We start from the raw sequence: 25,352 nt of genomic DNA, 5'->3' as shown, positions 1-25,352 counted from the left end.
CCTGATGGTCTTCTTTAACGTACTATTTATATTATCTGGTCCTAGTAAGTGATGAGACGTTGAGTGATTATTTATAGAGGCTCTGGAACTAGGTAATGTGATAGAGAAAAATAACCTCCCCGATGTCACCTTTAGGACATCGGGGAGGTTATTTTAGGTATAAGGCTTTCGATCTAGAAGCGATACTGTAAGCCGATGAGTGCTACAGGAGGCTGCTGGTGGTAACCAAACCACTGGGTCTCTAGACCGAGGAGTAAGGCTCGAGCCTCAGCTGTTAGGCTGAGTGACTTCGTCAGCTGATAGACGAGGTCAGCGTGTAGTAGATGGGCAGCAGAGAGTTTCATCTGAGTTCCCTTCCCTAGATAGGGTGGGTTCGAGAGATTATAGTAGCTTACCGCCCCCGTGATATCATAGCCGATATGTAGAGATGTGCGAGGAATGAAGTTTAGCTCAGCGAGTGCTTTCACCCGATACTCGGGCTTCCCAGAGAGGAGGTCAGTTGGGTCAAGGTACTTCATGAACTCTCCACCAAGTGAGGCTTGGAAGAGCCCGCGGTGGTTGAAGGCAAGATCAAGACCAAAGCTAAGCTCTCGGTAGCCTGCATAGTAGGGAGTGAAGGAGAGAGAACTATATTCGTCGCTATAGCCTGATGGGCTAGGGAAGTAGTGTGATGGGGAGAGAAAAGGACGGAACTGTGCTGCGTTTCGATGGCCTGAGTAGCGAGCAAAGGCTGTCGCATTGAAGCGATCAGCAATCGTTGTACTTAGCGAAAGCTTACCCCAGTAGGTACGCTCAAGTCGATCGGGGAATGTGTAGGCGTCGAGGTAGGGCATGACTTCCTGCATATCCCCTAGTCCAAGGCGGTGAAGCTCGGCATCTGTCTCCAGGCGGAGCTGTAAGTATCGGCTATATGTGAGCGATGCATCGACCTTGGGGAAGAGATATAAGTGTGAGGCGTTTCGATCACCTCCGCTTAATAGTCGTAGTCCGCCGAGGAGCCTCCAAGAAAAGTCACCACTAACGTCATCTGATAGGAGGTAGGGAGCAGCAGAGAGGATCATCCGATTGGATGAGACGGCTGTCTCTTGAGTAAGTCCTGTGGGAGGCAGAGGAAAGTTCAGGATGGATAAAGAGAGATCCCCCATCACTCCCCACCGAGATGTCCCACTGAGACGATTGGATAGATTAAGTGATAGACTTGGTAGCCATTCAGTGGGCTTGTATGGGGTACTCCATGCGCCATGGCTGTAGCGAGTGCCTGCATAGGTAAGGTGAAAACGTCCATCATAGAGCCAATCCTCAGTGAGATCCTCAGGGAGAGAGAGGCGAGCATCCAGGTCGAAGCGTCCTGTGGATAGCTTCATTAGATCACGTAGGCCTGCTCCTCCAGGATTCCCAACTAACAGATCGTGTCCTAGTCCATAGTAGTTATGTCCGTGCTGTTGCCATCCTGCACGTAGCTCAAGAGTAGGATCCTCGAACTGATGGCGATAGTATGTGCCGAGACTCCAAGTGTGTTCCTTTGCCTTAGGACTATAAAGGAGGTCGTTTAGGTTCGCATTATTTCCCCATAAGAATCGTCCGTAGGCATCGAAAAGGTCTTCCTTGGTTGAGACAATACGATAGCCTGCACCCGCACGTAGGTTCATCCCGATACCACCAGCTACAGTTAGGTAGCCACGATGCACATCATCTTTTATCCCACCCTTCATCGTGCCAAGAGCTCCTAATGGAGAGATAGCTGGGCGTAGGGCGTAGGGAATGGGGGTATCTAGGTAGTTGTATCGAGTAGGTGTAAGCCGTGGTGAAGGGACAGAATAAGCTAGGTCTTGGGGTTGGCGTATTCCCAAGACGACGGTCTCCTCAGTCATGACAGTCAGTTCACGGCGAAGCGTATCAGCTCTACGTGGCTGAGCATTCTGTGCTGAAAGGGTCTCACCCGTAGCGAGGAGCGAAAGGAGGAGAGTGAAGTGGAGGACTATTGACTTGTTCATTGCTTACTTGGAATAAGTGTTTAGGCGCTCAGAGATCATCTGTTGGATGTCTTCCTCTGTCCCCTTATAGTTTGCCTGTAGGCTCTCTACGTACTGCTTGGCAACATAGGTCTCGCCCTGTCTGTGGTAGCAATCAGAGAGGAGTAGGAAGGCACGTGCCAGCCAGTACTGCTGGGCTGTACCCTTTGCGATAAAGCTATCTAGCTCTTTCTTTGCGTCCTTCACCTTGCCTGTCTGTAGTAAGAGTCCAGCATGACGGACACAGCCCTCAGCCCCTGCAGGGCTGTCGGTATTCTTTAGTAGAGGTTCGTAGGCCTTGAGTGCAGGGTTTATTGCCCCTAAGGCCTCTTCGCTCTTAGCGAGGAAGAGCTGGAGCTCCTCCCTCGTAGAGGAAGCAAGGTCATGGCGCTGGAGCAGTTCGCTGGTGACACTCTTTGCTTGCTTATAGTCCTTTTGGTCATAAGCTACCCGTACGAAGCTAAGCCCATATTGAGCGTGCTGTGGAGTTTCCAGCCCCTCTATTGCATAGAGCTTACGCCAGCTATCTAGACTCTTCTGCTGTTCACCAGACTGTCCGTAGAGTTTCGTCAGAGCCTCTAGAGCGGGGATACGAAGATCTAGAGAGCGCGAGGGTGCTGAGAGTGCCGTATAGAGAGCAATTGCCTCATGTGGACGGTCGGTGTGGCTGTAAATATCAGCTAGCAGGAGCTGTGCCTTACCTGTCTCCCTGCTACTCGGATAAGCACGAAGGAAGTTCTCTAGATCAGAGGTTACGGAGAGCTTATCCTTCTTGTATCGGCTCTCTAGGGAGAGATACTGCAGGTGGGCGCGCTCTTCCTCGGAGGGCGTGAGGCGGGCACCAAGTGAGGATGCATAAGTAGCGTACTCATCTACTCGGTCGAGGCTGATGTAGATATTGCGTAGGTCGGAGAGAGCAGAGCGTGCTTCATCGCTATCGGGATAGCGGGCGATGAGTGCTTTGTAAGCAGCTATTGCTTCTTCGTTCTTGCCGTTATTGTATGCAAGCATGGCGCGCTCGAGAGAGGCTAGGCGAGCATAGTGCGTCTCTGGATACTTGTCAATGAGTTGCTTTAGAGGAGCCTCTGCTTCCTTCATCGGGGCTTTGGCTAGTATCAGAGCACGTCCCTTGTTATATAGAGCCTCTGGGAGGTGGGTCGAATTGGGGTGCTGGCTGACCAATTGCTCTAGGGTCTGGGTCTGCTTGGCATACTGTCCCCAGCGACCATAGATCTCTGCTATGCGGTAAAGAGCTTCGTCACTACCCTTAGGGGCAAGTTCGTCCGCACGGCGATATAGGGTAATCGCTTCAGCTGTCTTTTTCCCTACAAGCTGACAGTCTCCCATCCTAAGGAGAGCATCCACACGGCGTGCCATTTCCTCACGAGGGGCTTTGGCGAGGTAGCTATCGAAGGCACGGTAGGCCGTCTCGTAGCGCTTCTCGTTGTAGCGTGCATATCCCTGCACGTAGTAGGCCAGAGCTAGGTCGCTATGAGCGGAGATACTCTTTGTCGCATCGGCCTCAGCCTGAGAGTAAGAGCCTTGCTCGAGGTAAGAAACACCTCGTAGGAGATAGGATTGGGCGGTGAAGAGGGGGGAAGCCTCTTCACGGATGGCACGTAAGAGGTAGTCTTGCGCAGTCTTATGTTCCTTGCCCGACAGTGCATGCTCGCCGAGTCGGAGCAGGACGTATTGCTTGGCTTCTCGTAGCTCATTCGTCTTCACGGAGAGACGCTCAAGAGTAGCAAGAGACTGTGCGTAGTCTTTGTTGGAGAGGAAGATGGACTTCATCAGCTGAAGGATCTCTGCCCGATGGCTGGAGCGTGGGAAGCTCATGACAAATTGCTCTGCCATTTGGATCGTTTGTCCGAAGTTTGATCGTTGGGTCTCGTCTTGGAGCAGGATACCATTGTACAGAGCATACTCTCGGATACGCTCTGTTGCAGCAGGATGCTTCCCTGCTAGACTGAAGGCAAGAGCTGCTTCGCTCGTCCGTTGTAGTTTAAGTCGGGCATTCCCCAGGAGGAAGAGGCTCTGTGCTCCTAGTTCCTTTGTACTCTCCCCCGAGATACTGAGTGGACGGAGGGCTTCCTCGTGTCGTCCGAGCATGTAGAGAGAGGCTCCTAGAGCGTAGCACTCTTCGGCTAGAGGCTTATAATCACCTATGGATTGTAGAGGCTGAAGCAGTCGTACGGCCTCGGTGTATTTCCCTTGGATAAAATACGCCTGTCCAATGAGGCTTCTCAGTGTTGGACGATCCGCTACCTCGGGATAAGTACGTTGTAGCTCTGTCGCTCTTTGTAGGGCAGTCTCCAGTGGGTCGGTAGAAAAAGAAAGCAGGGTCGCTTGATAGGCTGCCTCTGAGGCGAACTCAGCAGAATAGCTCCTTGCCGTGAAGATCTTTTTTGCCTCTCCTGTCTTGCCCTTAGCCCACGCAAGAGAACCTAGGTAGAGCAGGGCTTGCTCACCTACGGGTGATGGATCTTCTGCTGCTCGCTCTAGGAGAAGCTGCGCCTCATCCAGCCGAGAGCTATCCTTATCCGTGCGCAGGAGAATATAGCCTAGGGCTAGGCTGTGTTGTGCAGCCTCGTGAGGAGGAAGGAGGTCTTCCTGGACCTTGCGAAGCTCCTCCTCTGCAAGAGGTAGAAGCCCCTGCTCTAGATAGACCAGCCCAAGGAGTAGTTGTGCCGAGGGACGGTCAAGGGAGAGTGGATGGTCTTTGAGGAAGCGAGAGAGTATTTCTTCCGAATTCCCCTCCTCTGTAATCAAACGGGCTAGAGCCTTCCGGTAGGCGACATGCTCTGTGAGCAAAGGGAGCTCGTATAGTTGAGGTAGGTCGTGCTGATATCCAATGTAGTTTTTGGATGCAAAATCTAGTTGCAGCACTGTCAGAGCCTGACGTCTCGTCCCAGGGTCGGTCACTTGAGCAGATAGGCTCTGCAGCGAGAGGCTGGCACATCCTACGAGGAGGATAAGTCGTTTAATCTTCTTGGTTGTCATACGAGTAAGCTATTTATATTATCCTAGCTCTGTAGAGTGAGGAGCGTTGTATGCGTAGGCGTACAGAGGTTATCACTCTACTCCATATATGCTAACGTAAAGCCCTAGGGCTATATGTGCTCCATGAGGTCGTTCCTTTTGGGGAGAAGGAAGCTAAAACAACCGCATAAAAGAGGAGCTGACATCAACGTTGTTTCCTTGCTCTCAAAATCTCTAGAGTTTTGTAGCAAATATTCTAGCGATTTAGATAGGGATCTCTAGAGATTCCGAAGAGAAGAAAAGAGCGATCTGGAGATCTCCTTGGAGAACAGCTGTATATTACATTGAGTGAGCGTATACTAGAGTGTAACTACCATTCCCTCATCAGCCGCAAGTGTCTTGGGGAAGATCGCTTGTGCCTCTCGAAGGAGTGGGCGAGAGTCATTATAACGAGCTGAGTAATGCCCGATGAGTAGTTGCCCTACGTTCGCCTTGCATGCAATCAATGCAGCCTCTTCGGCTGTACTGTGGTTGGTTTCTTTTGCACGAGCTCTCAGCGTATTGAGGAATGTCGCTTCGTGATAAAGAAGATCTACTGACTGAACTAGGGGAATGAGATGTGGGGCATAGGCTGTATCTGAGCAGTAGGCATAGCTACGGGCGGATCGCCCAAGGCGTGTCAGACGATCGTTAGGGATAACCTCGCCTTCGCTTGTTACAAAGTCTCTTCCCTCACGCAGGAAGGGATAGAAGGTGCGAGGGACTTCGTAGAAATCGCATGAAGCACGATCGATGTGACGCTCCGTTACCTTCTCTCTGATGAGGTAGCCCACACAGGGTACACCATGCTTTAGAGGAAGTGTTGTGACACTTACTGATCGGTCTTCGTAAGCTAGCTGAGGGATGCTATCATCTAGGATGTGGATTTCGATTTCGTATCCTAGATATTGCCTATTTTGCTCAATGAAAGGGAGCAGGAATGTATCCAGCCCTCTAGGACCGTAGATAGGCATAGCTCTACGACGCCCGAGTAGCCCTAGAGAGGAGAGTAGTCCAGGGAGGCCAAAGCAGTGATCTCCATGCAGGTGCGAGATGAAAATCGCTACCAGCCGACCGAAGTCTAGGTGTTGCAGTCGAAACTGACGCTGAGCACCCTCTCCACAGTCAATCATAAAGAGCTTATCCCTCAGCTCAACGACCTGCGAAGTAGGATAATGCACAGCTGTTGGTAGAGCTGATCCGCAACCTAAGATGTGTACCTGAAAATCACTCATGACCTCGGGGAGGACAATCTATTACTTGAAGAAGGCCCGATAAATATCGTTGCCGTTAGCATAGAGCATCAGCAGTACCAGCAGGATAAGCCCTATGGTCTGGATCGTTGTCATCGCTTTATCGCTGAGGGGCTTTCGGCGAATCATCTCTACGATAATGAAGAGTATATGCCCCCCATCAAGAGCTGGGATAGGTAGGATATTCATGACCGCTAGGATGATGGAGAGGAAAGCTGTGATTGACCAAAAACTCTGCCAATCAAAGCTCGAAGGGAATAGCTTACCCATCGTGCCAAGTCCTCCCATTTGCTTTGCTCCTTCTTTAGTAAACATATACTTCAGACCGCCAACATAGCTAGAGGTCGTCTGTACAGCGCGATCGATACCTGCAGGGACGGCGGAGAGGATGTTATAGCTTACATGTTGGATAGGATAGATATCCTCTACATCCTGTAGCATGACGCCCATGCGCCCAGCTGTATCTAGCTGGATAGTCTGCTCGAAGGTGTTCCCCTCACGAGAGACGAGGAGGGTCACCTCTTTCCCTCTCTTGCTCTGCAGAGCATCTAGTATCCCTGCGACATCGGCATGTGTCACGCTATCTACGCCTAGTACGTGATCTCCTCTACGAAGGACACCGTTAGCCGATCCATTGGCAAAGACTGAGTCCACGACGAAGGGGATGGAGAGCGATCCAAAGCCTTCCTCTGCCTTCAGCAGTCGGTTCATCATGTCTCTTGGGATCTTGATTTCTCGCTCCTCTGTACCTCGGCGCACGGTGATCGTCTGAGCCTTGATGAGTGAAGAGAAAAATCGTGTGTCTAGCACGTTAGGTGCCACTCGATCATCTACCCGAAGGACAACGTCACCATCTTGGAACCCAACGGATTTAGCTGTGCTGGAGAAACGCATCCCAGAGGTCACTTGGTCGCTGGGGAGGACTTTACTCCCCCATGTAAGGGTAATCCCCGTATAGATCAGGAAAGCAAGGATAATATTAAACAGCACTCCCCCCGCCATAATCATCAGGCGAGCGAAGGCACTCTTGCTACGAAATTCGTCAGGCTTCGGCTCACTCTTCATCGCATCCGTATCCATAGACTCATCAATCATCCCTGCGATTTTGCAGTATCCCCCTAGGGGGAGCCAGCCCAATCCGTAGGTGGTACCACTACGCTTGGATGTCCACTTCAGGAGTGAGAACCATGGATTGAAGAAGAGGTAGAACTTCTCTACTCTTGCCTTAAAGAACCGAGCCATAGAATAGTGTCCGAGCTCATGAATGAAGACAAGGATAGAGAGAGAAAATAGCAACTGAAGGATCCGAATTGTTATATCCATTTTATTGAGGTAGGAGATTATTTCGATTGTTTCTTGAGCCACTCTGTCGCCCGACAGCGTGCCTCGTGGTCTGTAGCTGCTAGCACGGAGAGGTCATAGGTCGTGGAAAGCACAACTGTATCTAGAGTATGCTCGATGAGCTTGCTCATACGGCGGAAGCCTAATTTACCCTCTAGGAAACTTGCTACGGCTACTTCGTTGGCAGCGTTTAGGACGCAGGGTGCAGTTCCTCCGCAGGCTATGGCACGATAGGCGAGACTGAGGTTGGGGAACGCTTCTAGGTCAGGTCGCTCAAAGGTGAAGCTATGTTGCGTGAAGTCTAGGCGGGGATAGCTATTGGCAATACGCTTCGTAAGGCCTAGGGCATAGCTAATCGGTAGACGCATATCGGGCTGTCCCAGCTGAGCCTTAACTGATCCATCACAAAACTGCACCATCGAGTGGATGATGCTCTGTGGATGCACCACGACTTCGATATCCTCGGGAGGCGTATCAAATAGCCAGCGAGCCTCGATCATCTCTAGTCCCTTATTCATCAGAGAGGCAGAGTCAATAGTGACCTTGGCTCCCATTACCCAGTTTGGGTGCCGAAGGGCTTGCTGAGGTGTAACGCTTTCTAGCTGGGAAGGTGTAAATCCTCGAAAGGGACCACCAGAGGCTGTGAGGAGAATCTTTTCGAGGAGAGGCTTTTTCTCTTTCCCTTGTTCTTCTCCAACGAGGCACTGATAGATGGCAGAGTGCTCTGAGTCCACGGGGATGATTTGTACTCCATGAGCCTTAGCCTCTCGGATAATCATCTCGCCTGCTACAACGAGCGTCTCTTTATTTGCAAGGGCAATGGTCTTACCTGCTCGTATAGCAGATAGGGTAGGGCGTAGACCTGCGTAGCCTACCATAGCAGTCAGCACAAGGTCTACATCCTCCCTTTGGACGACCTCCTCAATGGCGTCAGCACCGGCATAGACCTCTATCCCTAGAGGACGAAGAGCCTCATGTACGACTCTATAGTGCGTTTCGTCTGCAATGACGACCGCCTTAGGATGAAACTCTAGGGCTTGCTTGATGAGTAGCTCTGTGCTACTTCGGGCAACAAGTACCGTAGCCTCAAGATCTGCCTGGTTGCCTCGAAGGATGTCTAGTGCTTGTGTGCCAATTGACCCCGTAGAGCCTAGCACAGCGATGCGCCTTTTCTGAGTCTTCACTAAGCTTCAGTAACTAGGTAGATGAGTGTCTCTACAGCACGACACATCGTGTCGAGAGAAGCATATTCGTATTTCCCGTGGAAGTTCGCCCCACCTGTGAAGAGATTAGGGCAGGGTAGTCCCATATAGGATAGCCTTGCTCCATCTGTCCCTCCTCGTATCGGAGTGATGCGGGGGACTACTCCTGCACGCTCCATCGCTGCCTTCGCCCGATCAATCATATCGGTATGCTCAGCGACCTTGTCATACATATTGTAGTAGCTGTCTGTAATCTCTACACTGATGACCTCACGCTGATAGGCTGTATTGATCTCGGTGGCGATATGTTCTAGATGTGCTTTCTTCGCCTCAAAGAGCTCCCTCTTGTGGTCTCTAATGATGTATTCAGCCTCTGCATGCTCTACATCTCCGTGGAAGTGTGTAAGGTGGTAGAAGCCCTCGTAGCCTTCTGTGAACTCAGGACGTGCAAGATGAGGAAGCGAAGCATGTAGAAGATAGATGACTTCAATTGCATTGACGAGCTTTCCCTTAGCATACCCAGGGTGAATGCTACGTCCCGTAGCTTGTACTCTAGCGGTGGCTGCATTGAAGTTCTCATACTCTAGTTCTCCCTCTCTCCCTCCATCTACGGTGAAAGCAAAGTCTGCGCCGAAGGCCTTTACATCGAAGTAGTCTACGCCTGCCCCAATCTCTTCATCGGGGGTAAAGCCTATGCATATCTTGCCATGTGGTAGGTCGGGGTGTGCCATGATGTAGCGTACCGCCTCCATGATTTCGGCTACTCCAGCCTTGTCGTCTGCACCAAGGAGCGTCGTACCATCCGTGGTGATGAGTGTATGCCCGAGTAGCTCCTTCAGCTCTGGGAACTCGCGTGTTGTTAGCTCTGCGTGCTCACCGAGAGCAATCGTTTGTCCAGCGTAATCCTCAATTATTTGAGGGGAAACATTGGCTCCAGAGAAATCTGGACTTGTATCGACATGGGCAATTAACCCCAGAGCAGGACGGTCCTCGTAGCCTACCGTTGCAGGGATTTGTGCCAGTACGTAGCCCCGAGGATCTAGCTTGACAAGCGGAACGCCAAGGGCTAGGAGTTCATCGTGTAGGAGCTGAAGCAGGTTGAATTGCTTCTGCGTGGAGGGATAAGTTGAACTTTTGGGGTCGCTCTGTGTATCAATCCCTACGTAGCGAAGGAATCGCTCCAGGAGCGCAGAGCGCACCTCTTGGGCTATGGATGCTACGGATGATGGGTTCATTTCTTTGCTTCGTTGTGAAGTTCTTCGTATCGCTTCTCCAGCCCAAGACGATAATATACGTTGCCAAGAAGTTCTCTCACTTGGTCAGGTGATAGTTTGTAGGCTGCCTCTAGGTGAGGAAGGGACTGGCGGAAGTATTCCTTTGCCTTATGTTCGTCAAGTTTTGTGGCAAGAGGGTTGGCTAGGAGAGAGACTGCATTGTTGTAGTAGACCTGACCTAGGTTGAAGAGTGCATCATAGTTGTTGGGATCATGCTGGAGCACCTTCTTGTAGATCTCAGTAGCATGCATCCAGTCCTTAGCTAGGAAATAGACATTTCCACGTAACACAAGAAGGTTTGGGTTCGTTGGGGCGACCTCTAGAGCCTTGTCAATGAGGGCAACAGCTTGGTCGTACTTTCCTTGGGCTTGATAGATAGAGATCATCGTGCCGAAGAAGAATGTTGTCTCTGGGAATAGCTTTGCTCCACGCTCTAGGATAGGTACTGCCCCCGTTGTATCGCCTAGGGCTAGGTAGCTACGGGCAATCAACTGATAGGCCTCATTTTGGTTTGCTGTACGATCTAGATAGCTATTGCTTAGGTTGATGACCTCGGGGTAGAGCTTGCCTGTGTAGGCAGAGATCAGTGCATAGTAAGCGAGGTTTGCCGTTGTAGAATCTGCTGGGAGCTTATTGATCCCAACGGGTTGGCAGATACGCTGGGCTGTTAAGGCTGCTGTGAATGAGCGTACGGCCTCTTTGTAATCCTTACGGTCAAGCCAAAAGAGTCCTGCGCTGTACATGCGCTCTCCATCCTCTTTAAGGTAGTCTTGTATCTTCCTGAGGTATTTAATGTTGATCCGACCATCTTTGTCTGTGCGTCGCTCTAGGCTATCGGCTACGACCCATCCGTCGATCTCGGCTACTACGGAGCGAAACATCCGAGCGGTGTCACCAGACAGGCCTGGGGTAACGAGTTTGCGAAACTCGCTGCGGTAGAGATTGTGGTCTACTAGCCCAACCATGTAATAGGTGTATGGATCACTCTTGGTCTCTTCGTGGTTGGTGGCCTCTTTGAGGAGTCTACGGATTTCGGAATAATTGGGATTGTCGCTCTGTAGTAGGCGATCAGCGGCACGTACATTGTTACGCTGTGCTACCCCATTGTAGGAGATGAGGAGGCAGAGCGTAGCGATATAGGCAATATATTTTCTCATAATTGATCGTCTTTGTCAAAAATGTTGCAAAGACAAAGATACTATAATGTTCCTTCACTAGTAGGGATGTAGAACAAAGGGAAGCCCTTACCAAAGAGTTATAAGCTACTGGGTAGGGGCTTCCCTTATTCCTTATTTCTATCCCCTTTTCCCATAAATCCTCAGAGCCGAGAGTTCCATTTATAGGAAGTGGTCGCTTATTTCTCTTTTAGCTCTTCTCTCTCTTTTGTAGATGGTCATCCCTTGCGAATGCCCATAAATACAGGGTTTGTGAGGGGTGAAAAACGAGTTGCTATAAGTCGTCGAAACGAGTTACCGTAACTCTCTTCGACGACTTACCGTAACTCGTTTGAGCGAGTTACCACAACTCTTTTTAGCGACTTATGGTAACTCGTCGCACCTCATTTTTGTAACCCGTGTATTTCGCTCAATGTGAGTTCGGTATGGGTTCATCAGTTTTTTTCAGAGAGAGCTTATTCCGAATACATGTTTTTAGAAAAAGGGAAGCCCCCCATTGAGGAGCATAAGGCTCTTCTGTGAGGGGCTTCTTTACGGATGCCTAGTTTTATGCCAAGTGCTTTGTGAGATGACTCAGTATCAAAGGCTAGGGTAACTAGGCGATTGCTGATGAATGAGTGCTAGAAGGTCATCCCCAGCTTGATGGAGACTCCACTCATATTTGCTGTTGTCGTAGCACCATTGAGCTGACCAATCTTGACAGACTGTATGCCATAGCCTAGACTTAGAGTGTACTTATCCACGATGACCCCGACACCGGAGAAGTAGTAGATTCCGCTGAGGCTGGAGCTGGTAAGCCCTGCGCTATAACCGAGCTTCAGATCAGCAAAAGGAGTGAACCAGCGTGAACCAAGGGGAAGTATACCACGACCATGTGCGTAGATGGGTAGAAGCCAGAAGCTCTTGCTGCCAGGAGCATATTCCCAGTTAGAGAAGTTTAGCCCGACACCCGCACCGAGGTAGAGGTAACGGTTGATGTAGGCACCTACGGAAGGGAGTAGCTCGAAACGCTTGTCCTTGCCAAAGCCTGTCATCCCTAGCTCTATGTGCGCAGCTAGGAGAGGATAGCTACGGTCGAGGTAAACGATCTCCCTCTCTGTTTGAGGCGCACGTTCGCGAGTGATACGATCAATCTCACTTGCGCGGAAGAGGAAGATAGATCCATCACGTGACTTGATTCGAACGCTCTCACCCTGTATCTGCTCAATGATGGTCCCGTAGATGACGCTACCATTCTTTAGATACACAGCCTCGATCATCTTCTGTGCGAAGGACAGCTGTACACATGCTAGGAGCCCGAAGGCAAGTAAAAGGAATTTCTTCATTCTTTGTTTGTTATGATTCTTTCTGAAAGTCATTACTTAAGGGCATTCTTCCCTCAAATATTTCTACAAAGATAGTGACTTTGTGTTAAGAGAAGCCTCAGCCATATAGATAGATACAGTCATATTGTCAAGTGGAATGGACGATCTGTATGTGTTTATAGCGAGGTCTGGCACGTGTATTACACCCCGTTGGAGCAGAGGAATCCCCTTCCTTATACATGGCAAGGAATAGACAGCATGAACAGAGAATAAGCACATGCCTTAACCTTGGATAGAGGAGGGTATCAATCGAGGAGGTAGGTGGTAAAAAAAGAAAGGAAAAGGGGAAATTGGAAGAAAAAGAGATGGATTATGTCAAAACAATGGATTCTGAGCTGTAAAATGGATGTGCCTTTTTAAAAAATGTATACATCTGATGAGATGGTTAAGATGTTGCACCAAAGGCGGTAAGGTTTTTTAATAAATTAACGAAGTCGGAATGGAAAAATTTCGCTAGGCTCTATAAAATGTTTTCTCTACATTTGCCTAGCAACTAAGCACTAACCAGTAAACGTATCTTATCGATTATGGTAATTAGATTACGTCACTTTATCTTGAGCCTTGTGCTCTTGGTTATCTCTGTGGCGCCCGTCTGTGCTCAGACACTCCAGGTAAGTGGTATAGTGCGAGACTCCAATGGGCTACCCCTGCCTAAGGTCTCGGTCACTGTCAAGCTGGACAACTCACGGCACACGACGACAAATGCAGACGGAAAGTTTGCTCTCGAGGTTCCAGTAAAGTCTGTCCTCATCTTCACTCTTACAGGGAAGAAAACAGCAGAAGCTGTCGCAACCGATAAGCCTCTAGAGATTACGCTAGAGGATGCAGAGAAGAAGAACATGGCTGTGACAACCATGCGCCAGACGACTTCAATCAACACCAAGTACTATCCACTCTGGGTCATCGATGGTGTTGTGTATAAGCAAGACAGTGTCTTCAATACTGCAGACCTTGCGTCCCCTGATGCTCATCGTCTCATAGCTGCAGCCCTACCAGGCCTCTCTGAGCGTGACATCGAGGGTTTTACTGTCATTACAGATGCCTCTGCTACGGCTCTCTATGGGAACCAAGCCACCGGGGGGGTAATTTCTGTACGTACACGCCATGCAGGTCAGGGCACAAACCACCTCAACTACACCTCACAGTTCACGTATCGCTTCCGCCCTTCATATCGGGAGTTTAATATCCTCAATTCGCAGGATCACCTGTCGGTAATGAAGGAGCTTGTAGAAGGGGGGACATTGACACCAGAGAATGTGCTGTATAAAGATACTTATGGAGTTTATGGACTGATGTACGATAACTCGATTAAGTATGACAATGGGCAGTTTATCCAAGATAATACCAGGGCGGGTCAGCTTGCCTATTTGAGGCAAGCCGAGCTGAGGAATACGGACTGGTTCAAGGAGCTCTTCCAAAACACAATCAAGCAGCAGCATATTATCTCGCTATCTTCTGGTAGTCAGAAAGCCTCTTATTATGCCTCACTTGGGATTACGTTGGACCCAGGGTGGGAGAGGGAGACGCACTCAAGGGATTACTTCTTTACGCTGAATGCGACCTTCAAGCCCCTTAAGCACTGGTCTCTCGGAATCGGTGTGAATGCCTCCTATGGACAGTACCATGGAGGGAATGATTTCACTGCACTTGGACAGGCAAAGACCCTATCTCGTACGCTGGATCCAAATACGTACTACCGATACAAGTACACTCCCTACAACGTTAAGAATGAGCTGAAGCAGAATTATCGTGATGATGATGATATCAATCTCCGCTTCCAGGCCTCACTCGCGTGGAATCCTATTCGTCAGTTTAGGGCGTCCCTTGTCGCCTCTCTTCAGGTCCAAAGTGTGGAGTATGAATTCACTCGTACCGAGTATTCTAATGTTGCTCAACGCTTCCGCGCCATGGATAAGCGTATTATCCGTAACAACAACCCCTATCTCTACAAGCCAGCCGAGGATGTCTATGCTCTACCTCGAGTGGTCATGCCGTCTGGAGGTTACCGCACAGTCCAGGATTACCTCTCTCGTAGGGTTGACTTGATGGCACGTGCTACCTACTCCGATAGTTTCGATGCAGGGAAGCATATTGTTACCGCTACTGTTGGATCTGACCTCTATGACCAGATGCAGAGAAATGGCTGGCACAACGAGTATGGGGTGAACTTCGAGCTTGGTCAACTACAAACTTATGACCCGTTGATCTTCCAATGGCTACGCAACCGTGAGGAGAACTACTACACGCGCTCCACAACGATTGACCGAAATGTAGCCTTCTTGGGTAGTGCATCCTACACCTTCCTCGGTCGCTATACTCTAGATGGCTCATTCCGCTACGAGGGTACGAATAGATATGGGAAGTCCACTATCGCTCGCTGGATGCCTACCTGGAATGTTGCTCTTGGATGGAATGTCATGAGTGAGTCCTTCTTTCAGCATCTGAAGCCCCTGTCTTCACTTACTACGAAGCTCTCTTATGGGATGACGGCAACAATGCCTTTCGTCTACAATACTGACCAGCGCATCAAGCCCTATCTCCCTTTCCGACCCAATGGTATCAATGAGACAGAGCTCTACATGGACCAGCCTGCGAACCATGACCTGACCTACGAAAAGATGTATGAGTTGAACTGGAATATCAATGTTGGTTTCCTTGATGATCGTATCTCAGCTTCGCTCAATGTCTTCTCACGTCTTGGTCGTGATCTCGTAGATATATCCTATAATCAGGGTACAGGGGGATTCTTTAAACTCTATGGGAATGTCGCTTCTATGACAGCGAAGGGCGTTGAGATCTCTCTGACGACTCAGAACATTCAGACGAAGGATTTCTCTTGGACGAGCACGTTATCCTACTCACGCAACACGAATAAGATAACAAAGCTCAACTCCCGTCCTGACGTCTCTACTCTCGTGAGCTCCTCTGGTGCTGCACGTGAAGGCTATCCCTTACATTCAATCTTCTCTATCCCCTTCTATAAACTATCGTCAGAGGGCTTCCCTCAGTTCTATAATGCAGAGGGGCGTATTGAGCGAGATAATATCAACTATAGTGCTACGACGAACCTCGACTATCTCAAGCACTCTGGTACGAGACGCCCTATTGACCAGGGAGCATTAAACAATGCTTTCCGTTGGAAGAACTTTAGTCTCAGTGTCTACGTGCTCTACTCTTTCGGCGCAGTGAAGCGTCTACCTAGTCAGTTTGGTACAACCTATGGTGACTACAATGCTCTAGGGCATGAGTTCAACCGCCGATGGATTAAGGCTGGTGACGAGGAGCGTACAAATGTACCTAGCATCCCCACCTCAGCTCAGCGTGAGAAGAATCCTAACTTGAGCAATGCCTATACTACCTACAACAACTCAGATGTACGTATCGCACGCTGTGACTTCATTCAGCTACGAGACGTCACCTTGGGCTATAGCCTCCCAAAGACTCTACTAGAGAAGACCTTCCTCTCCTCAGTGGATCTGAAGTTACAGGCCTCCAACCTTTTCCTGATCTACTCGGATAAGAAGCTCAATGGTGCTCTACCCTACAGCTACGACTACGAGCCCCATTCGATCATCTTCACCTGCACTGTAGGTATCTAGTCATTATCATAATACGAGAGAATTATGAAGCTACGATTTCTCCCACTGAGTATCACGCTTGCACTCGCTCTCCCCTTGTTGAGTTCGTGTAATGCCTTCCTGAGTGAGAACCCTGATTCAAACCTTGTAGATCCAGCTACCCCAACGCAGGTGCAGAAACTGCTTATCGGGGCATATCCTACCTCCTCGATTAGTTACCTCTCGGAGCTGTCCTCGGACAACATCCTAGATGATGGGGTGAATAACCCTAATACAAGTACCTTCGTGGAGGATGCGGCCTATTGGAAACCTATCCGCAATGCAGATGACCTGTATGATGCCCCTTATAAGATTTGGAAGGGCTGTTACTATGCTGTCGCCATGTCGAATGAGGTCATACAAAGGGTAGCCTCCCTAGGACTAACGGATGACGTCTCCATGGTGAGCAAGGGTGAAGCCTTGGTTGCACGAGCTTGGGCACACTTTCAGCTTGCCAATGTCTTCTGCCTACCGTATGATCCCCAGACAAGCTCTAAGGATTTAGGTATCCCTTATGTCGCAGAGCGAGTAGTGAGTCTGCAACCAGACTATCCTCGTGGTACTCTAGCTGAGACCTACCAGCATATTGCTAGTGACTTGACAGCTGGGATTGCACTCCTAGAGCGGTATCCCTCTAACTATAGTGAGGATTTGAAGAAGTTCCACTTTGGTACAACCTCGGCATACGCCTTTGCAGCTCGTTTCTATCTCTATTATCAGAATTGGGCAAAGGCGGAGGAATATGCCACGAAAGTGCTAGGAAGTAACCCCGCTCTTGTGTTGCGAGATTGGAGTGCCTTCCGTACGATTCCTCGTACGGATCAGGCCTATGGTTTGGCATACTATGATACAAAGTTGCCAGCTAATCTGCTATCCGTCTCGACCTATAGCACCTTCCACTGGCAGATCACCAATGGTACGAACTACTATAATTCTCGCTTCACACACGCTAAGGAACTCACCCAAAATGAGACCCTCTCTACACAGAATATATGGGGTAAGGATGATGCATACCTCTTTGCTCCATTCGTCTACGTAGAGGGGAATATCAATAAGACGGTGCAGCCAAAGTTCCCCACCTTCCCTAGTAGTTCTTACCAGACGATGGATACTCCACTTACTACTGATGAGACTCTCCTTGTCCGGGCTGAGGCGCGTATTCTTCAGAAGAAGTATGACGAAGGGATAGCAGATCTCAATCTCTGGACCTCTCGCTACCTCAACGACGGGAATGATCCAAGCAACCCTCGCAAGAAAACCTTCACGAAGGACGAGATTGTCACTTTCTACAACAAGATAAACTATGACAGCAAGACTCTGCCGACATTGAAGAAAAAGCTCAATCCTCACTTCGCCATTACAGGTGTAGAGGAGGCTCTCCTCCATCATGTGTTGCAGTGTCGTCGTATCCTAACCATACACGAGGGACTACGCTGGCAGGATGTCAAGCGATACGGTATTACTGTCTATCGCCGCATCAACAAGAACAGCAACTACATATTTGCAGGTCAGCTTGAGAGTCGTGATGCTCGTCAAGCCATCGCTCTACCACAACAGGCTGTTAAGGGACGCATTGTTCAGAACCCCAGGAAGTAATCAATATAAATAGCTATGAAGAAGCTAGTATTTCCGTTCATCGTTGCTTGTGCACTGGGAGCTCTCAGTGCATGTAGCTCTGACATCGACAGGGTAAAATCAGATCGTAAGGTCATTGATCCCGAGGATGTCGGCTTACTGACGAGACTAGATAAATATATACAGAAGGCTTTTGCTCAGAAGTATAATGTCAGCATTGACTATCGCTACGACGATAAGCTCACCGACCGACGCTATCGATTGGCTCCCGTAAAAGAGGAGAAAGCAGTAGAGTTTCTCAACCTCATTGACTTTGTCTTCTTTGATACCTACAAAGAAGCTGCTCCAGAGGGCTATGCCCAGAGGCATACAGTTAAGTATGTTAATCTCTTTGGCTCATCTGGTTATTCTCTAGATAGACGTATGGCTGGCGCTGCCCCGCAGGGAATGATCTGGATGTATAATATCAATGAGCTAGATACCAGTGTTGCTAGGATCGAAAAGATTAGAGATCTCGCCGAAAGATATATCGATTATGAAGTTTGGGAGCGAGTAGAGGAAGAGGTCAAGAAGCAAGATGAGAAGGCGAAGGCGGATACAGGGACAGGCCTTACTGATGAACAAAAGCAGGCTTTAAGAGAACGTCTCACCCGAGAGTATACAGCCGAGGAGCACGAGGCTACGAAGTACGATAAGCGCATCAAGAAGCTCACAATAGGTCAAGAGTATCAGATGCGTGAGAGCTATATCAGCACACTCTTTCACGAGTCTGCTCACACGCTCCATGAAGAGCGAGCTTATCCACCTGAGTTTGATAAGCTGTCAGCTCTTGACTATCAGAAACAGGATGCCTTCTCTTATTGGTACCGAAAGGGGCTTAAGTCTCTACATGCTGGCTTTGTGAGCGATTATGCCAGTACTGATGCTGACGAAGACTTTGCTGAGCTCTTTGCTACTTATGTGCTACGTACAGATGAGGAGTGGGCAGAGCTACTGAAGTCTGCGAATGAGAAGATACGCCCCGATGCTAAGTACACGGGTAAGGAAATCATTCTACAGAAGCTCTCCATCATGAAGCAGTATATTCGTGATGAGTACAGTACTGATCTTGACGCTATTCGCCAGAAGGCGCTTGAGAAACTCTACAAGATTCCTTACATGGACTTTACCCAATACCCAACAGGATACTAATAACTATGCGTTACAATCATTATATATGGTCTCTGGCCCTAGCTCTCGGTCTTGGTGCATGTAGTCAGTACGAGGAGATGCCTAGTGGTAGCAACTATGCCTCGACAGCGATGACCCAAGAGGAGAAGGATGTCTCCAATATCCTACGCTCTAGTCAGCATGGTTGGTCGCTCGTCCTTATCCCCGATGAAGGGAATCATGGAGGAATCAATCTCTCTATGAAGTTTACGTCAGACAAGGATGTGGTAGTTGCATCAGAGGAATATGGCGAGATGGTAACTGTGCCCAATGACCCTAAGAACCCAGGGGCTGGTACAAAGCAGATATACCAGACGGAGTTTACCTCGAATTATCATTTCTCGCATAACTCGGGGCTTCGCCTCACGTTTGATACTTTCAGCAGGCCTCTGCACTATTACTCCAACCCAAACTGGGGGCTTCCCAATGGCTATAATGGTGACTTTGAGTTTATCGTTGAGAAAGTCAGTGAGGATAAGAATGTCATCTACCTCAAGGGGTGCCGTACGGGGAACAAGATGCAACTTACTCGCCTGAAAGCGAATTATGCTACCTATCTAAGCAAGACGCAGGAGATAAAAGGGGCACTAAAGGGTAAAGCTCTTTCTCCCCTACAGCTTGGGGGTAAAGAGGTTTCCATCTCAATCTTTGGTTATGCACGCCAGCTATGGGTACGTTACACGAAGGCTGAAGATAAGACCACCAAGGCTGTCAAGGAGAATATTCCCTTCTATTATACGGACAAGGGAATCAAACTCATTACACCTCTAGAGATAGGGGGGCAGAAGTTTGAGGGCTTTGAACTTAGCGAAGACAAGAGAACAGTGAAGACTCTTGACGGGAAGCAGACGCTTACAGTCTTCTCTGGTACGTATGACCTCACAGAGGGTTCATTAAGAGCTTCCTTTGAGGAAGATAAATCAAATAGTGAGGCTCACGAGATGTTTAAGACCTTGGTGGAGATTCAGAAACAAGACAGCTACCCAGCCTTATTTTGGTTTATGGCAGATATGGGGAGATGGGGAAGATCTCGTCTCCCACAGGTTACCCTGTATGCCTATCCAGATCCAAATCCAAATAATAAAACATTCTATAGGACTTATTACTTAGACTATACCAGTGTTTATGGACAGCCTAATCAGGTCCATATTACTCGTATAATCCAAGATGGAGATGGGTACTTTTACTCTCGTCGAGCCATTGAGTGGTATCTAGAGAATATCCTTTACTACTCTCCGTTCTCGATCGATCCAATACCGAATAAGACGGTAAAGAAAATGAGTTCGGTAGCAGATCCCACGAATGAGCCCTTCTACTTTGAGGTGGATATATAGCCAGCATTTGTAGTACGCTTGGATGAAATATTTCAGGAAGTACAATTGGAATAACTACCTATAGACAAGTAAGCCCCTATCTCTAGCTAAAAAGAGATAGGGGCTTGCTTATTACCTCAATTTGGTGTGCTCTACTTGTCATGTGGTAAAAGTTCTGCTTCAGTGATAGGGGGCTAAGTAAAGCTCTCCAAGGAAGGAGATTGAGCCACTATTTAGTTGGGAGGGAAGTTCAAAAGAAAACCACCCGATGAGTCTCACTAAAAGACTCATCGGGTGGTTTGTTACTGTCTCTTATCTCTATCGCTTTACAACGGGAGAAGTAGAGTGTGAGTGTCTTCTAAAACTCGTAGCCGAGGGTGATGTAGCTCATGATGTAGCGTGAGGCAGATCCGCCCTTAGCGACACTACCCGGCACCCATAGCTTTAGCTGATTGAAGGCACTGGCTTCGATACCACCGCGTAGGTAGAGCTGCTTCCATTGGTACATTGCACTAGCTTGGAGCCCAAACTCAAACCTCTTGATGTGTCCATTGGAGAGCATATCGTAGCTCTTTGTATACGCCTTAGCCTTTGGGTTCTCAGAGACGACCTCGCCACCACGTGTTAGCTTGGAGCTTACAGCATAGGCAAAGTAGGGGCCAAGGTTGAAGAAGATGCGGTGGTCTTCTGCAAAGGTTATTAGGCGGAAGGAGAGGTCAAGTGGGATCTGTAGAGCATAAGTCTCAAGCTTCGCTAGTGGACGTCTTCCTCCTGAGCGGTCATCGCTCTGCTTTTCACCACGCCCGATGAGATACAGCCCAGGAGCAAAAGAGAAGGCTGTGTGCTCGAAGGGCATCACCAGACTACCCCCAACACGGAAGTTTACCAGTCCCGTACCTCTGTCACCTAGGTGGTCTAGACCGAGTGAGGAAATTTTAGAGAGGGTTGCACCTGCCTCCACACGATAGTGGAGCTGTCCCAGCTCCTGTGCAGATAGTGTTGAGGATATCCCTGCGAGGAGTAGGGCCCCAACGGTAAAAAGTTTGAGTATCTTCATATCTATAGCTATATATTATTCTTAAACCTTGGGTAAAGAAGCGTAGTCTAGTGTCTCCGATGAGGCATTGTGCAACTAACGCTATCACGCAAAGATACAAAAAGTCATGGTTTGGGTACTATGCAGAAGGGGCTATTGAGACGAATCCACAAAGATATGCTGAAGGCTTAGCTTTAGTGCTGTAAGACGAATTTAATAGGGATAGATGAATGAGGCACAGTCTTAACGATAGGTCAGAGACTTTGATTTGAGGTACGGAGCACTCCCCTAAAATGGCACTTCCCCTGCAGGAGGTTACTCTTGCAGGGAAAGTTTCTATCCTGTTTAGTATAATGATAACGCCTTGTTATTCGGCAGAGCGCATTGGTGGTTTGACGACCTCAGCTGCGAGGCCTCTACCTCGTACCATGATGTAGATGGGAGTACCAAGTGCTGCAAACTCTTTCTTGACATAGCCCATACCGATACCGACCTTGAGTGTGGGAGACATAGTGCCAGAGGTCACTTCTCCTATCACATTCCCTTCAGCGTCTGCTATCTCGTAGTGTGAACGAGGGATGCCCTTGTCTTTGAGGCGGAATGCAATGAGCTTGCGTGTGACTCCTTCTGCCTTCTGTTGCTCTAGGAATGCCTTGCTGGGGAAATTCTTATCGTCTTTGAACTTGGTGATCCATCCCAGACCTGCCTCTAGTGGAGATGTCTTGTCTGTGATGTCGTTGCCATAGAGACAAAAGCCCATCTCTAGACGTAGCGTATCACGTGCTCCAAGACCTATGGGGCGAATACCCTCAGGTTTACCTGCTTCGAAGATCGCATTCCATATCTTCTCTCCATACTGGGGATAGAAGTAGAGCTCGAAGCCTCCAGCACCTGTGTAACCTGTGTTGGATAAGATAACGTCTGGGCAACCAGCGAACTCACCGACCTTGAAGGTATAGTAAGGGATCTCTGAAAGATTGACCGAGGTGAGACGCTGCAGTACCTGTGTAGCGAGAGGGCCTTGTATGGCGAGCTGTGCTACATTGTCTGAGCTATTCTCTAGCTCTGCCCCTACGGCATTGTGTGCCTGACACCATGCCCAGTCTTTATCGATATTCGCAGCATTGACTACCAGTAGATATTTCTCTTCCTCGTAGTGATAGACGAGCAGGTCATCAACGATACCTCCGTCAGCATTGGGGAAGCAGGTGTACTGGATGTCTCCGACCTTTAGCTTGGCTGCATCGTTGCTAGTTATGTCTTGTACGAATTGTAATGCTTTTGGCCCTTTGACCCAGAACTCACCCATGTGGGACACGTCAAAGACGCCAACGCCCTTGACAACTGTCATGTGCTCATCGATGATCCCTGTGCTGTACTCGATAGGCATGTCATAGCCTGCGAACTCGTGCATCTTTGCTCCCAGTGCCTTGTGAATGGCCGTGAATGGAGTTGTCTTCATGTTGTCTATGTACTTAGTCGTTTGTAGTTGTACTTGTGTATGCCAAAGGTAGTAAGATATCATGAACTTTCCTAGCAAAGAGGGGAAAGTAGTCTTCAGTCAGAAAATGGGGTTACCAGAGCTTTGTTCATTCGCTCTTTGCTCCTTGCAAAACGGAGGTGTGACAATCGCTCCTCATGACCTTGCCCACTAGTCTTGGGGAGCTATATCAAACAAAGACTGCGCCCCAGCGTATATGCTCAGGGCGCAGTCTTTATATCTAAATGGCTATTGTTATAGCCTATGATGGGGTAGCCACGTAAGGAAGGGCTTGTACTATACGCTCACTTATCTCGGTAGGGAGAAGGAAGGGAGAGTGCTAGATACGAAACGACTGACATGCCCATAGAGGCATGTTACTACTATTGCTCTTCGGACTGCTGTAGCTGCTTGACGTAGACGGCTTTCTCCATCTTCTTGCGGCGTGCTACAGAGGGCTTGATGAATGCCTGACGTGCACGCAGAGCGCGTACAGCACCAGTCTTCTCAAACTTTCTTTTGAACCTTCTTAGAGCCTTTTCGATGTTTTCGCCCTCTTTTACTGGAACTACGATCATAATTCTTTGTCTTATCTTTTGTTGTTATCGTTTGCTTGGATACCAGCTATGTAACTCTTGATGAGTGCGCAAAATTACGAATACTTTGCCTAATAAGCAAATACAAAAGCCCATATCTGGCTGTCTCCCTACCCTCTTGATGCTGGGAGGCTAGAGGTGTCTTAGCTTTCCATAGCTTTAGCCCAAGGTGACTATATCCCGACTGGAGCCACTTGTATCTCACCTTTTGGGTGGGGAGGTGCTGATGAGCTGGGGGATGAGTTAGTAGCTAAGCTCAAGAGCGATGGGGAAGAGACGTAGTGGATCACCGAACGCCACACAGCTGGTAGCGAGGGCTTGCCAATGAGCAGATGCTCGAGCGTTGTAGACCTCTTTCCCGTTTAGTACCACACGGATAGGTTGGGAGAGATTGATGAGCTCCTCGCTGAGGTAGAGGCGTAGCTTCCCCCCGGTTATAGGTGCATAGGTCTTGTCATAGCGCATGGGGAAGCTCCAATGAGGGCTGTACTGCGTTGGCTTGTACTGCACGGAGCGTACCCGGAGGGTGATGGTATTGCCCTCGATTTGCTCCTCATAGTAGACTCGCTCTGTTCCCTGAGGGCGCACAAGGGGCTCTAGGTTGTAGAAGCCTCGGCGGTATATACCATCCACGGGGAAGTCCTCCCAATGAACGCTCTTGGGCTGAGGATTGCGCTTATAGCCCAAGAGCCAGGGTGTGGTTGGTTCGTAGGGTATTGCATGTCCCTGCCCTGGGATAAGCTCGATCCAATGCTGATAGTCATTAGGAAATAACCGTTGCTGTGCCTCGAATGCTTCTTTTGTGATACGGGTGAGTTCATCACGATGAAACATCCGATCCTGCTCCCCCGTACGTAGGGTGAAGGCGATATGCTGGCAGTTCTCCACTGGTGCGTTGATCAGGGGTTCTCCCCCTGCCATAGGCCCTGCACCAGCTAGATAGTCAGCATAATACGATGCCAAGCGTTGAGAGCCATATCCGCCCTCCGAGATGCCGAAGAAGTAGATACGCAAGGGGTCAATCTGCCCTGTGAGGAATGCCTCACGAAGGAGTGTATCCCAAGCCTCAAGCTTGGAGCGTTGCCACCAGCGGTAGAGTGAACCCTCATTCGGGATCTGAGGAACAAAGTACATTGAAGGCCCATCCTTAAAATGCCCCGCAAAGGCTTTACCGTTCTGCCATTCTGCGTCCTTTGCCCCTGAGCCGTGTAGATAGAGGAAAAGAGGATAGCCCGAACTGGGGCGTTCACCCTTATAGCCATAGTAGAAGGGCATGTGAGCGGTGAAGGTGCCCTCTGTCCCCGTCTCATCAGGCAGCGCCCATACGGAGCTGGGCATTTGAGGAGCGATTGGTGAGGGTGCTGGGAGCTTATTTCCCTTTGTTGCTTGATTAGCCTTTTGCCACTCCGCCCAAAGCGTCTTACGTGCAGCCTCCAGCTGTGATGACGCAATTATCCCACTCGGAGGGCTAGGTAAAGTCTGTCTTGGGCTAGCAAGAGATGCCCTGAAATACGCTTGTATAGAGGCTACATCTGCTGTTTTGTGTGGGGTAGAGGGTGTGATTGACGTGTTTCCTTTTGAGCTACCACAACTGGTGGCGAGGGCTAGGGTAACAGCCATCAAGGGGAAGAGCCTAGTTATCATGAAGTGTATTGTACTGATGTGAAAAGATTTTCTCTTCACAAATATAGCCTGTTTACCCGAAGGGCTACCTATGTTTGCCTCAAATCTCCCCTAATCCTCACAGAGCTTTAGAGCGAATACCTCTTACTGAAGTCTACGTCCTTTAACCTCATGGAGTCACCACGGGATATGAGCATGGTCACTATCTGCTAGGGTAGGTGATGCATATTGCTCCTAGGTTGCCTGGATTGTAGTTGATATAGA

Annotated in this window: 16 protein-coding genes; 4 read left to right on the top strand and 12 right to left on the bottom strand. The window is 49.2% G+C overall.

Features of this window, described 5'->3' with window-relative positions; genetic code table 11:
• Positions 1-173 precede the first annotated feature (173 nt).
• The 8 genes from HMPREF0636_RS03180 to HMPREF0636_RS03145 form a co-directional block, all read right to left on the bottom strand.
• Positions 174-1,994: a hypothetical protein gene (locus HMPREF0636_RS03180; RefSeq protein ID WP_044168436.1), complete on the bottom strand. Its 1,821-nt coding sequence runs from the start codon at positions 1,992-1,994 to the stop codon at positions 174-176.
• A gap of 3 nt (positions 1,995-1,997) precedes the next feature.
• The gene (locus HMPREF0636_RS03175; RefSeq protein ID WP_044168434.1) at positions 1,998-5,012 is read right to left on the bottom strand and encodes a tetratricopeptide repeat protein; all 3,015 of its coding nucleotides are present in this window, start codon (positions 5,010-5,012) and stop codon (positions 1,998-2,000) included.
• Positions 5,013-5,350: 338 nt separating this feature from the next.
• Positions 5,351-6,265 (bottom strand): ribonuclease Z, encoded by a 915-nt coding sequence (locus HMPREF0636_RS03170; protein WP_044168433.1) that lies wholly within the window; start codon positions 6,263-6,265, stop codon positions 5,351-5,353.
• 21 nt (positions 6,266-6,286) lie between these two features.
• The gene (gene rseP / locus HMPREF0636_RS03165; protein WP_044168432.1) at positions 6,287-7,606 is read right to left on the bottom strand and encodes an RIP metalloprotease RseP; all 1,320 of its coding nucleotides are present in this window, start codon (positions 7,604-7,606) and stop codon (positions 6,287-6,289) included.
• A gap of 17 nt (positions 7,607-7,623) precedes the next feature.
• Positions 7,624-8,808: a 1-deoxy-D-xylulose-5-phosphate reductoisomerase gene (gene dxr, locus HMPREF0636_RS03160; RefSeq protein ID WP_044168431.1), complete on the bottom strand. Its 1,185-nt coding sequence runs from the start codon at positions 8,806-8,808 to the stop codon at positions 7,624-7,626.
• On the bottom strand, positions 8,808-10,061 hold the full coding sequence (gene pepT, locus HMPREF0636_RS03155) for a peptidase T (RefSeq protein ID WP_044168430.1): 1,254 nt from the start codon (positions 10,059-10,061) through the stop codon (positions 8,808-8,810). Before pepT ends, dxr begins: the two co-directional genes overlap by 1 nt.
• On the bottom strand, positions 10,058-11,257 hold the full coding sequence (locus HMPREF0636_RS03150) for a tetratricopeptide repeat protein (RefSeq protein ID WP_044168429.1): 1,200 nt from the start codon (positions 11,255-11,257) through the stop codon (positions 10,058-10,060). The genes pepT and HMPREF0636_RS03150 overlap by 4 nt, the downstream gene beginning before the upstream one ends.
• Before the next feature lie 638 nt (positions 11,258-11,895).
• On the bottom strand, positions 11,896-12,600 hold the full coding sequence (locus HMPREF0636_RS03145; RefSeq protein ID WP_044168428.1) for a hypothetical protein: 705 nt from the start codon (positions 12,598-12,600) through the stop codon (positions 11,896-11,898).
• A 566-nt stretch (positions 12,601-13,166) separates the two neighbouring features.
• Here HMPREF0636_RS03145 and HMPREF0636_RS03140 point away from each other — a divergent pair.
• The 4 genes from HMPREF0636_RS03140 to HMPREF0636_RS03125 are packed head-to-tail and all read left to right on the top strand — an operon-like array spanning position 13,167 to position 20,374.
• On the top strand, positions 13,167-16,238 hold the full coding sequence (locus HMPREF0636_RS03140) for a carboxypeptidase regulatory-like domain-containing protein (protein WP_052328722.1): 3,072 nt from the start codon (positions 13,167-13,169) through the stop codon (positions 16,236-16,238).
• Between the two features lie 24 nt (positions 16,239-16,262).
• The gene (locus HMPREF0636_RS03135) at positions 16,263-17,852 is read left to right on the top strand and encodes a RagB/SusD family nutrient uptake outer membrane protein (protein WP_044168427.1); all 1,590 of its coding nucleotides are present in this window, start codon (positions 16,263-16,265) and stop codon (positions 17,850-17,852) included.
• 15 nt (positions 17,853-17,867) lie between these two features.
• The gene (locus HMPREF0636_RS03130; RefSeq protein WP_044168426.1) at positions 17,868-19,022 is read left to right on the top strand and encodes a substrate import-associated zinc metallohydrolase lipoprotein; all 1,155 of its coding nucleotides are present in this window, start codon (positions 17,868-17,870) and stop codon (positions 19,020-19,022) included.
• Between the two features lie 5 nt (positions 19,023-19,027).
• On the top strand, positions 19,028-20,374 hold the full coding sequence (locus tag HMPREF0636_RS03125; protein WP_044168425.1) for a DUF4302 domain-containing protein: 1,347 nt from the start codon (positions 19,028-19,030) through the stop codon (positions 20,372-20,374).
• Positions 20,375-20,711: 337 nt separating this feature from the next.
• Here the strand turns inward: HMPREF0636_RS03125 and HMPREF0636_RS03120 are convergent, their stop codons facing one another.
• From HMPREF0636_RS03120 to HMPREF0636_RS03105, 4 genes are all read right to left on the bottom strand, one after another.
• Complete coding sequence (locus HMPREF0636_RS03120) at positions 20,712-21,410, bottom strand: outer membrane beta-barrel protein (RefSeq protein ID WP_044168424.1); 699 nt, start codon at positions 21,408-21,410, stop codon at positions 20,712-20,714.
• Positions 21,411-21,756: 346 nt separating this feature from the next.
• The gene (gcvT, locus tag HMPREF0636_RS03115) at positions 21,757-22,851 is read right to left on the bottom strand and encodes a glycine cleavage system aminomethyltransferase GcvT (protein ID WP_044168546.1); all 1,095 of its coding nucleotides are present in this window, start codon (positions 22,849-22,851) and stop codon (positions 21,757-21,759) included.
• Between the two features lie 401 nt (positions 22,852-23,252).
• Positions 23,253-23,447, bottom strand: a complete 195-nt coding sequence (gene rpsU / locus HMPREF0636_RS03110; protein ID WP_005467663.1) for a 30S ribosomal protein S21 — start codon at positions 23,445-23,447, stop codon at positions 23,253-23,255.
• 261 nt (positions 23,448-23,708) lie between these two features.
• Positions 23,709-25,109 carry an alpha/beta hydrolase family protein gene (locus HMPREF0636_RS03105; protein WP_248616863.1) on the bottom strand — a complete coding sequence of 467 codons (1,401 nt, stop codon included), beginning with the start codon at positions 25,107-25,109 and terminating at the stop codon, positions 23,709-23,711.
• Between the last annotated feature and the right edge of the window lie 243 nt (positions 25,110-25,352).

Source organism: Porphyromonas catoniae ATCC 51270 (assembly GCF_000565015.1).
Taxonomy (GTDB): Bacteria; Bacteroidota; Bacteroidia; order Bacteroidales; family Porphyromonadaceae; genus Porphyromonas; species Porphyromonas catoniae.
The sequence above is the reverse complement of the archived record's forward strand: the minus strand, read 5'-3'. Positions and strand labels throughout refer to the sequence as shown.